Genomic DNA, 10364 nt, shown 5'->3' with positions numbered 1-10364 from the left:
CCTGCGCCGGACGCACCAGCGCGGCGGCCGCCAGCCACCGGGACAGCACGCGGCCGGGCACGTCGAGGCCCTCACGCGCGAGCTGGGAGTCGCCGTCCAGCAGCAGCGCCGCGGCATAGCCGCCGCGGGCCACCGGCTCGGCCCCGACGGTCGCCACCACCAGGGCGGGATCGTCCCCGACCTCGGTGAGGATGTGCTCCGAGGAGCTCGAGAGCACCGGCACCTGGGGGAACGCCCGGCCCAGCTCGTCCGCGGTGCGGTCCACGCCGCGGGAGCCTGCGCGCACCTGCTGGGTTCCGCACTCCGGGCAGCGGAAGCCGCGCTCGCGCACGCCGCACCAGCGGCAGGACAGCTCACCGGTCTGGGCGGCGGCGCGGTCGCGGAAGGACAGCGGCCCGGAGCAGTGGCGGCAGCGGGCGGGCACGCGGCACCGCTGGCAGACCAGCGCCGGGATGAAGCCGGCCCGGGCGACCTGCACCAGCACCGGGCCCGGGGTCCGCCCGTCCAGGGCCTCACGCGCGGCCCGCCAGGCGGCCTGCGGCAGCCGTGCCCTCCGGGCGAAGGGGTCGCGGGCAGACTCCCACGAGTCCGCGGTGGAGAGCACGCGCGGGGCCAGCCGACGCTGCTCGGCGCGGTCCACCGCGAGGTGCTGCACCCAACCGGCATCCACGAGCCGCTGCAGGGCGGCGGTCCGGCCGAGGCCGGCGAACAGCACACCGGCGCCCTCCTGACGCGCCCGCTGAAGGGCGACCTCCCGCACATGCTGATAGGGAGCGCGCGGCTCGGCCAGGGCGTCGTCGCCCTCGTCCCACACCGCGATCAGCCCCAGGCCCTCCACGGGCGCCCAGATCGCCGACCGCGTGCCCACCGCGATCCGGGCCCGACCGGTCAGCAGACGCAGGTGCGCCCGATACCGCGGCGTGTTGCCGTCTTCGGCGGTGAGCCGGGCGTAGGCGTGCTCGCCGACCGTCGCATCCAACGCCGCGCACAGCCGGGTGAGGTCGCGTTGGTCGGGGACCACCAGCACCACGGAGCGTCCGGCGGCCGCCACGGTCTTCGCCAGGTCCGCAAACACCGCCGCCTCGTCCCAGTCCCCCACGCGGGAGGGCAGCACAGCCGCCGCCCGTGGGGCGTCTCCGGCACAGACGGCGGAGACGAAGGCATGTCCGCCGGCCAGTGCCGAAAGCACCGGGGTCCCGACGTCGGCACCGGCCTCAGCCGGACACCTCACCGCCGCCTTCGCCTCCTCCGCAGCCGGTCCCTCGGCCCTCGCCACGCACGGGTCCGCGACCTGGTCCTCGCGCTCGCCCTCCGGTCCGGGTGGGAGCGCCACCGGCGCATCCAGCTCCGGCTCGGCGAGGAACTCCTTCTCCACCTGGGCCACACGCGGCGGCACGGCCACGCGGAGAACATCCGAGAGGACGCCGGCCTGGCGCACCGCCACGGCCCTCGCCAGCGCGAGCACCGGTGGGGTCAGCGGCGGGACCTTCGTCACCACGGTGCGCAGCGGCATGAGCTGGGCTCCCGTGGCAGGCTCCTCGACCCGCTCGATGAGCCAGCCGGTGAGGTCACGGCCGCCGAAGCGGACGGTGACCCGGGATCCGGGCACGGCCGCCTCGTCCAGCGACGGCGGCACGAGGTAGTCGAACTCCCTGTCCAGGTGCGGGACGGCGGAGTCCAGCACCACCTTCGCCACCGGCAGCTGCGGCCAGCCCTCGGCGGACTCCGGCAGCGCGCTGCGCTCCGGAGGCTCGGGCAGGGCGAACAGGGCCTCGCTGATGGCGGGCTCCCGTCAGAGGCCGGCGGCGGCGCGCAGCCGGTCCACGCGGTCCAGGCGCTCCCAGGTGAAGTCCGCGTCCTCACGGCCGAAGTGGCCGTTGGCGGCGGTCTTGCGGTAGATCGGCCGCAGCAGGTTCAGCTCGTTCACGATCGCCAGCGGGCGCAGGTCGAAGACCTCGTTCACGGCGTCGATGATCGTCGCCTCCGGGACCGTGTTGGTGCCGAAGGTGTCCACGTACAGGCCCACCGGGCGGGCGGATCCGATGGCGTAGGCGACCTGGAACTCGGCGCGGTCCGCCAGACCTGCGGCCACCACGTTCTTGGCCACCCAGCGCATGGCGTAGGCGGCGGAGCGGTCCACCTTGGACGGGTCCTTGCCGGAGAAGGCGCCGCCGCCGTGGCGGGCCATGCCGCCGTAGGTGTCCACGATGATCTTGCGGCCGGTGAGGCCGGCGTCGCCGACGGGACCGCCGATGACGAACTTGCCGCCGGGGTTGATGATGATGCGGGTCGCAGAGACGTCCAGTCCCGCGGCCTCGATGACCGGACGCACCACGTGCTGCTCCACGTCCCGGCGCAGGGTCGGCTGGTCCACCACGTCATGGTGCTGGGTGGAGACCACGACGGCCTCGATGGTCTTCGGGCGGTGGTGCGCGTCGTAGCCGATGGTCACCTGCGTCTTGCCGTCCGGCAGCAGGTAGGGCATGGGCGAGTCCACCATCGTGCGCACCTCGGTCAGTCGTGCGGAGAGCCGGTGGGCCAGGTAGATGGGCATCGGCATGAGGGTCGGCGTCTCGTTGGTGGCGTAGCCGAACATGATGCCCTGGTCCCCGGCGCCCTGCACGTCCACGGCGTCCGCGGAGCCGTACTCGCGGGTCTCCAATGACGTCATGACGCCGGTGTGGATGTCCGAGGACTGCTGGCCGATGGAGATGTTGACACCGCACTGGGCGCCGTCGAAGCCGTTGGCCGAGGAGTCGTAGCCGATGTCCAGGATCGTCTTGCGGACGATCTGCGGGATCTCGACGTAGGCGCTGGTGTTGACCTCTCCGGCCACCTGCACCAGTCCCGTGGTGGTCAGCGTCTCCACGGCGACCTTGGCGGACGGGTCCGCCGCGAGCAGAGCGTCCAGGATGGCGTCTGAGATCTGGTCGCAGATCTTGTCCGGATGACCGGCGGTCACAGACTCGGACGTGAACAGGCGCAGGTCGCCGCCGCCGACTCCGCGGTAGGGGGCGTGAGCAGACGTGGTGGAGGTCGAATCGGTCATGCGGACGATTCTAGTGTCCGCTGAGGACGCGCTAGAGCGCGAGCGTCATCTGCTCCACGACGAGCCGTGCGGCATCCGTCTTGTCCCCCGCGCGTGAGACCGGCTCGCGACCGTCGGCGAAGAGCACGGTCACCTCGGTCTCGTCCCTGCCGAAGACCCTGCCGGCGCCGACGTCGTTCACCACGAGCATCTCGCAGCCCTTGCGGGCGAGCTTGGCCTGCGCGTACTCGAGCACGGAGGACTCGCCGTCCCCGGTCTCCGCGGCGAAGCCGACGATCAGCCCCGGCATGTCCGCGCCCGCGGCGCGCTCGGCCACCGCGGTGGCCAGCACGTCCGGGGTGCGCTCCAGCACGAGGGTCGGCGAGGAGCCGTCCTCGCCCTTCTTGATCTTGGTCTCGGCGACGTCCACCGGCCGGAAGTCCGCCACGGCGGCGGCCATGACCAGCGCGTCCGCGCCCGGGGCATGCTCCAGCACGGCCTCGAGCAGCTCCTGCGTGGACTCCACGTCCACGACCTCGGCGCCGGCCGGTGGCTGTGCGGTCATGGCGGCCGCGATCAGGGTGACGTCGGCACCGGCGGCGAGGGCCTGCTCGGCGATGGCCACGGCCTGCTTGCCGGAGGACCGGTTGCCCAGGTAGCGCACCGGGTCCAGCGGTTCCCGGGTGCCGCCGCCGGTGATCACCACACGACGCCCGCTCAGGGGTCCCGACGACGGTCGGTCGCCCGGGATGCCCAGGGACCCTGGGGCGTCGGGAACGGTGGGGTCCGACGTGGCGACGGAGATGGCGGACGCCGGTGCCGTCGTCGCGCCCTCCTGGGTGACGGCACGGCCGCGGGAGAAGGCGGGGGCGTCCGCGGCGAGGGCCTGGGCTGCGGCCCAGATGTCCTCCGGCTCGGGCAGGCGACCGGGGCCGGAGTCCTTGCCGGTCAGCCGGCCGACGGCCGGTTCCAGCACGGTGACGCCGCGGCGGCGCAGGACGGCGACGTTCTCCTGGGTGGCCGGGTGCAGCCACATCTCCGTGTGCATCGCCGGGGCCACCAGGACCGGGCAGGTGGCGGTCAGCAGCACGTTGCCCAGCAGGTCCGGCGCCATGCCGACGGCGGTGCGTGCCAGCAGGTCCGCGGTGGCCGGTGCGACGACGACCAGCTCGGCCTCGCGTCCGAGACGGACGTGACGGACCTGGTCGACGTCGTCGAAGGTGTCCGTGCTCACCGGGTGGCCGGAGAGCGCCTCCCAAGTGGCGCGTCCGACGAACTCCTCGGCATGGACGGTGGGCACCACGGTGACCTCATGTCCCGCCTCCGTCATGAGGCGCAGCAGCGAGGCCGACTTGTACGCGGCGATCCCACCGCCGACGCCAAGGACGATCCGCATGGGATCAGGCGTTCTCGGAGTCCTCGGAGGACTCCTCGGCGGACTCGAGGTCCTCGGCGGCGCCGAACGGGTCCTCCTCACCGGGGAGGGTGAAATCACCGAACTCCTCGGCGGCGAAGTCCACGGCGGCGGCCTCCTCGGTGGCCTCGCGGGAGACCAGCAGGTCCGACTCGATCTCGCGCAGGGCGATGGACAGCGGCTTCTCGTTCAGCTCGGTGTCCACCAGCGGGCCGACGTACTCGAACAGGCCCTCGTGCAGCTGGGAGTAGTAGGCGTTGATCTGACGGGCGCGCTTCGCAGCAAAGAGCACCAGGGCGTACTTGGAGTCGACCCGCTCCAGCAGGGAGTCGAGGGGCGGGTTGACGATGCCGGCGTACTGATCGGTCACGGATTCTCCAGTCGTTGCGTGGCGTGGATGCGCGCGGGGCGCATGGGGTCTTCGGGGCGAGCCGGGGCGGTCCTGTCAGGGCGGGGCCCTCAGGCGCGCGGGTCCAGTCCCATCAGGCGGACCAGCTCCTTGGCGGCGCTCTCGACGCGGTCGTTGACCACGACGGCGTCGAACTCCGGCTCGGCGGCGAGCTCCAGTCTAGCGGTTTCGAGGCGGCGGCGCTGTTCCTCCGCCGACTCCGTGCCGCGGCCCGTCAGGCGGCTGACCAGCTCGTCCCAGCTCGGCGGGGACAGGAACACGAAGGTCGCCTCCGGCATCGCCTCCCGCACCTGGCGTGCGCCCTGGAGGTCGATCTCCAGCAGCACGTGCCGGCCGGCGTCCACCGCCTCCTGCACTCTGTCCCGGCGGGTGCCGTAGCGGTGCACCCCGTGGACCACCGCCCACTCGAGCATCTGGTCCCGCGCGACGAGGTCGTCGAACTCGTCCGCCGTGACGAAGAAGTAGTGGACGCCCTCCTCCTCGCCCGGCCGGGCGTCACGGGTGGTGGCGGACACCGAGAGCCACACCTGAGGGTAGTTGTCCCGGATGTAGGCGGAGACGGTGCCCTTGCCCACGGCGGTGGGGCCGGCCAGCACGGTCACTCCGGGGCCGGTCAGCGGATCCTTGCGGCTCGGCCGTGCGCCCGGGACGGCGGGCGGCGGGCCCATGGACGGGTTCTCGGTCACGGTGTGCTCCTTCGTGGCGTTGCGGCCGGTCGCCGCGGTTGCCGCTCCCCTGCCCCGACGGTGAGGGAGCGTCCGGCTCAGCGGCCGATGTAGGCGATGAGGGCCTCCCGCTGGCGACGGCCGACGCCCCTGAGGCGGCGCACCGGGGAGATGCCGCAGACCTCCATCACTCGCCGGGCCCGGATCTCACCGACGCCCGGCAGGGCCTGGATCAGGTCGACCGTGCGCAGGCGTCCGACGGCCGGATCCTCGTCCGCCCGGGCGAAGACCTCCTGCAGGGAGACCCTGCCCGCAGCGAAATCGCTCTTCAGCTCCGCGCGCTGCTGGCGGGCACGCAGCGCCTTCTGCCTGGCCTCGGCCCGCTCTTCCACGCTGAGTTCGCGCAGTGCCATGGAAAACCTCTCTCGATGCTGTGGCTGTGGCAGGTTCTTGCGGAACCTGAGAGCCACTGTAGTTCAGGTCAGACATCAGACCGATGTCGATGCGAAAAAGTATCACCGGGGACACGGACCGTCACGCACCGCCGCCTGTGCATGTCATCCCTGAAGGTCAGACAGGTTCGTGCGGAGTGCCTCCGCCAGCCCGGCGACGGTCGGCCCGGCCCTCAGGATGCCCCGGGAGCTCGTCGCCAGCACGGCAGGCCACGCGTCGGCGAAGCCGCTGCGCATGCCCTCGGCCGTCGCGCCCTGCGCCCCGTAGCCCGGTGCCAGCAGGGCACCGCGCACGGCGGACAGGTCGATACCGAGCTCACGGGCCCGGTCCGCGACCGTCGCGCCGACCACCAGGCCGACCGGGCCCAGACGGTCCCCGCCTGCCCTGAGCGCGTTCTCCGCGGCCGCGGCGGCAACGATCCGGGCCGCCACGCTGCCGCCGGCGGCCCCCCGCGCGGCCTCTGCGGGCCGGGAGCCCGCCGAGGCGGGGGATGCAGACGGGGCGGCCGAGCCGTCATCGTGCCCCACGTGCTGGACGGAGGCGCCCTCCGGGTTCGAGGTGAGCGCCAGGACGAAGACGCCGCGGCCGGTTTCCGCCGCCATGTCCAGGGCCGGACGCAGCGACTCGAAGCCCAGGAACGGGCTCAGGGTCACAGCGTCGGCGGCCAGCGCAGAGCCGTCGGCGAGCCAGGCGGCGGCATAGCCGGCCATGGTCGAGCCGATGTCCCCGCGCTTGGCGTCGGCAATAGTGAGGATCCCTGCCTCCCGGGCCTCGGCGAGCAGCCGTTCCAGCGCGGCCATGCCGGCAGAACCGTGGCGCTCGTAGAGCGCCACCTGCGGCTTCAGGGCGGCCACCAGCGGGGAACCGCCTCCGGCCGCAGCCTCCAACGCAGTCAGGGAGAACGCCTCGAGGCCGGCCGCCGTGTCGTCGAGCCCCCAGTCCTTCAACAGGCCCGGGTGCGGGTCGATGCCCAGGCAGAGCGGACCGACGGACTCCATGGTCGCCGCCAGGCGGGCCCCGAACGGGGCCCGCCCGGCGGTGCCGACGCGCGCGGTCGCCTCCGCGGTCATGCCCGAGCCTCTGCGGCGGCGCGCTCCCCGGCCTGATCGTCCAGCGCGGTCTGCAGACGCGACTCGTGCTCCTGCAGGGAGGTCACGGACCACTCGAACTGGCGCTGGGCCTCGATCGCCTGCAGGCAGGCCCCGAACTCGGCCGTGGTCGTGATCACCGGCACGCCGAGCGACGTCGCGGCCGCGCGGATCTCGTAGCCGTCCGTGCGGGCGTCGCCGCCGGAGGGCGTGTTCAGCACGAGATCGACGGTGCCGGCGTGCAGCTGCTCCAGCACGGTGCCCGCGCCGTCCTCGTGCCCGGCGTCGGCGATCTTCGCCACGACCTCCGCGGGGATGCCGTTGCGCCGCAGCACCTCGGCGGTGCCGCCGGTGGAGACCACCTGGAAGCCGAGGTCGACGAGGCGCTTGGCCTGGCCCACGAGGGTGCGCTTGTCCCGATTCGCGACCGACACGAACACGCGCCCCGAGGTGGGCAGCGGGCCGCCGGCGGCGGACTGGGACTTGGCGAACGCGGTGTCGAAGTGCTTGTCGATGCCCATGACCTCGCCCGTCGAGCGCATCTCCGGGCCCAGCAGCGAGTCGACCACGCGGCCCTCCGCGGTGCGGAAGCGGGTGAACGGCAGCACGGCCTCCTTGACCGCCACCGGCGCGCCGATCGGCAGGGTGCCGCCGTCGTAGCGGGACGGCAGCACGCCGGCAGCGCGCAGATCGGCGAGGGTGCGGCCCACGCCGATCAGCGCGGCCGCCTTGGCCAGCTGCACGCCGGTCGCCTTGGAGACGAACGGCACGGTGCGGGAGGCGCGCGGGTTCGCCTCGATCACGTACAGCACATCCGAGGCGAGGGCGAACTGGATGTTGATCAGGCCGCGCACGCCCACACCGGCGGCGATCTGCTCCGTGGCGGTGCGCACGCGATCCAGCACGTCCGGGCCGAGGGTCACCGGTGGGAGCACGCAGGCGGAGTCGCCGGAGTGGATGCCGGCCTCCTCGATGTGCTCCATGATGCCGCCGAGGTACAGCTCGCTGCCGTCGTAGAGGGCGTCCACGTCGATCTCGATCGCGTCCTCGAGGAAGCGGTCCACCAGCATCGGCTGGTCCGGGGTGATCTCGGTGGCGTGCTCCACGTAGGAGGCCAGCGCCTCCTCGGTGTACACGATCTCCATGCCACGGCCGCCCAGCACGTAGGACGGGCGCACCAGGACCGGGTAGCCGATCGCGTCGGCCACGCGCTTGGCGTCCTCGAAGGACACGGCGGTGCCGTTCTTCGGGGCGATCAGACCCGCGTTGTCCAGCACGCGGGCGAACTCGCCGCGGTGCTCGGCCAGGTCGATCGCCTCCGGCGAGGTGCCGAGGATCGGCACGCCGGCGTCCGCGAGCTCCTGGGCCAGCTTCAGCGGGGTCTGGCCGCCGAGCTGCACGAAGACGCCCAGCACGCCGCCGGAGGCCTCCTCGGCCGCGATGACCTCGAGGACGTCCTCGAGGGTGAGCGGCTCGAAGTACAGGCGGTCCGAGATGTCGTAGTCCGTGGACACCGTCTCCGGGTTGCAGTTGACCATGACGGTCTCGTAGCCGCCTTCCCGCAGGGCCATGGTGGCGTGCACGCAGGAGTAGTCGAACTCTATGCCCTGGCCGATCCGGTTCGGACCGGAGCCGAGGATGATCACGGACTTGGACTCGTGGGACTCCACCTCGGTCTCCAGGTCATAGCTGGAGTAGCGGTACGGGGTGAAGGCCTCGAACTCGGCGGCGCAGGTGTCCACGGTCTTGTAGACCGGGCGAACGCCGAGGGCGTGGCGGACGCCGCGGACCACGGCCGGGTCCATGTGCCGCAGCTGACCGATCTGGGCGTCGGAGAAGCCGTGGCGCTTGGCGCGGTGCAGCAGCTGCGCGGTGAGTTGGCCGGCCGTGCGGACCTCGTCCGCGATCTCGTTGATCAGCATGAACTGGTCCAGGAACCACGGATCGATCGCGGTGGCCTCGAACGCCTGCTCCAGGGTGGCCCCGGCGTAGAGGGCCTGCTGGGTCTGGGCCAGGCGCTCGGTGGTCGCGGTGCGGGCGGCGGCCAGCAGGGCGTGCGGGTCCGCCTCCTGATCGAACGACAGCTCGGTGCCCTTCTGCTCCAGGGAGCGCAGCGCCTTCTGCAGGGCCTCGGTGAAGTTGCGGCCGATCGCCATGGCCTCGCCCACCGACTTCATGGTGGTGGTCAGGGTCGGATCCGCGGCCGGGAACTTCTCGAACGCGAAGCGCGGAACCTTCACCACCACATAGTCGAGCACGGGTTCGAAGGAGGCCGGGGTCTTGCGGGTGATGTCGTTCGGGATCTCGTCCATGGTGTAGCCCAGGGCGAGCTTCGTGGCGATCTTGGCGATCGCGAAGCCGGTCGCCTTCGAAGCCAGGGCGGACGAGCGGGAGACGCGCGGGTTCATCTCGATGACCACCACGCGGCCGTCCTCCGGGTTCACCGCGAACTGGATGTTGCAGCCGCCGGTGTCCACCCCGACCTCGCGGATCACGTTGATCGCGATGTCGCGGAGCCTCTGGTATTCGCGGTCGGTCAGGGTCATCGCCGGGGCGACGGTGATGGAGTCGCCGGTGTGCACGCCCACCGGGTCCACGTTCTCGATGGAGCAGACCACCACGACGTTGTCGTTGCGGTCGCGCATCATCTCGAGCTCGTACTCCTTCCAGCCGAGGATGGACTCCTCCAGGAGCACCTCGGAGGTCGGCGAGTACTGCAGGCCTGCGCCGCAGATCCGGTGCAGGTCGGCCTCGTCGTAGGCCATGCCGGAGCCGAGGCCGCCCATGGTGAAGGACGGGCGGACCACCACCGGGTAGCCGAGCTCCTTCACGGCCTGAAGGGCCTCGTCCATGGTGTGGACGATCGCGGAGCGGGCGGACTCGCCCCCGGAGCGTTCCACCACACCCTTGAACTTCTCGCGGTTCTCGCCCAGTTCGATGGCGTCGATGTTCGCGCCGATGAGCTCGACGCCGAACTTCTCCAGCACGCCGTCCTTGTCCAGGGCGATGGCCGTGTTGAGGGCGGTCTGCCCGCCGAGGGTCGGCAGCACCGCGTCCGGGCGCTCCTTCTCGATGATCTTCGCGACCACCTCAGGGGTGATCGGCTCGACGTAGGTGGCGTCGGCCAGCTCCGGGTCGGTCATGATCGTCGCCGGGTTCGAGTTCACGAGGACGACGCGGACGCCCTCCTCCTTGAGCACGCGGATGGCCTGGGTGCCGGAGTAGTCGAACTCGGCCGCCTGGCCGATGACGATCGGTCCGGAGCCGATGACCAGGACGGAGTTCAGGTCGGTGCGCTTGGGCATGG

The 10364-nt window shown here is 72.2% G+C and carries 8 protein-coding genes; all 8 read right to left on the bottom strand.

The window, feature by feature from the left end:
• On the bottom strand, window positions 1-1696 hold a 1696-nt coding region (locus MLY01S_RS03905), incomplete at its 3' end, for a primosomal protein N' family DNA-binding protein (protein WP_067189485.1).
• A 96-nt stretch (window positions 1697-1792) separates the two neighbouring features.
• Window positions 1793-3049 (bottom strand): methionine adenosyltransferase, encoded by a 1257-nt coding sequence (metK, locus tag MLY01S_RS03900; protein ID WP_082739645.1) that lies wholly within the window; start codon window positions 3047-3049, stop codon window positions 1793-1795.
• A gap of 31 nt (window positions 3050-3080) precedes the next feature.
• Complete coding sequence (locus MLY01S_RS03895) at window positions 3081-4424, bottom strand: bifunctional phosphopantothenoylcysteine decarboxylase/phosphopantothenate synthase (protein WP_067189484.1); 1344 nt, start codon at window positions 4422-4424, stop codon at window positions 3081-3083.
• Window positions 4425-4428: 4 nt separating this feature from the next.
• Entirely contained in the window at window positions 4429-4812 is a 384-nt protein-coding gene (rpoZ, locus tag MLY01S_RS03890; protein ID WP_067189482.1) for a DNA-directed RNA polymerase subunit omega, read from the bottom strand.
• Window positions 4813-4901: 89 nt separating this feature from the next.
• Window positions 4902-5519 (bottom strand): guanylate kinase, encoded by a 618-nt coding sequence (gmk, locus tag MLY01S_RS03885; protein ID WP_087133392.1) that lies wholly within the window; start codon window positions 5517-5519, stop codon window positions 4902-4904.
• A 95-nt stretch (window positions 5520-5614) separates the two neighbouring features.
• Window positions 5615-5929, bottom strand: coding sequence for an integration host factor, actinobacterial type (gene mihF / locus MLY01S_RS03880; protein ID WP_067189479.1), 315 nt, complete (start codon window positions 5927-5929; stop codon window positions 5615-5617).
• 144 nt (window positions 5930-6073) lie between these two features.
• Window positions 6074-7039 carry an orotidine-5'-phosphate decarboxylase gene (gene pyrF / locus MLY01S_RS03875; protein WP_067189477.1) on the bottom strand — a complete coding sequence of 322 codons (966 nt, stop codon included), beginning with the start codon at window positions 7037-7039 and terminating at the stop codon, window positions 6074-6076.
• Window positions 7036-10362, bottom strand: coding sequence for a carbamoyl-phosphate synthase large subunit (gene carB / locus MLY01S_RS03870; protein ID WP_067189475.1), 3327 nt, complete (start codon window positions 10360-10362; stop codon window positions 7036-7038). The genes pyrF and carB overlap by 4 nt, the downstream gene beginning before the upstream one ends.
• Between the last annotated feature and the right edge of the window lie 2 nt (window positions 10363-10364).

The organism is Micrococcus lylae NBRC 15355, assembly GCF_001570885.1.
GTDB classification, from domain to species: Bacteria; Actinomycetota; Actinomycetes; order Actinomycetales; family Micrococcaceae; genus Micrococcus; species Micrococcus lylae.
Note: the sequence above shows the minus strand (reverse complement) of the source record. Positions and strands in the feature narration are given on the sequence as shown.

Bases quoted from the DNA above. Each gene is read 5' to 3' on its own strand.
- metK (WP_082739645.1), bottom strand. From the start codon at position 3,049: ATGACCGATTCGACCTCCACCACGTCTGCTCACGCCCCCTACCGCGGA.
- MLY01S_RS03895 (WP_067189484.1), bottom strand. From the start codon at position 4,424: ATGCGGATCGTCCTTGGCGTCGGCGGTGGGATCGCCGCGTACAAGTCG.
- gmk (WP_087133392.1), bottom strand. From the start codon at position 5,519: ATGGGCCCGCCGCCCGCCGTCCCGGGCGCACGGCCGAGCCGCAAGGAT.
- mihF (WP_067189479.1), bottom strand. From the start codon at position 5,929: ATGGCACTGCGCGAACTCAGCGTGGAAGAGCGGGCCGAGGCCAGGCAG.
- pyrF (WP_067189477.1), bottom strand. From the start codon at position 7,039: ATGACCGCGGAGGCGACCGCGCGCGTCGGCACCGCCGGGCGGGCCCCG.
- carB (WP_067189475.1), bottom strand. From the start codon at position 10,362: ATGCCCAAGCGCACCGACCTGAACTCCGTCCTGGTCATCGGCTCCGGA.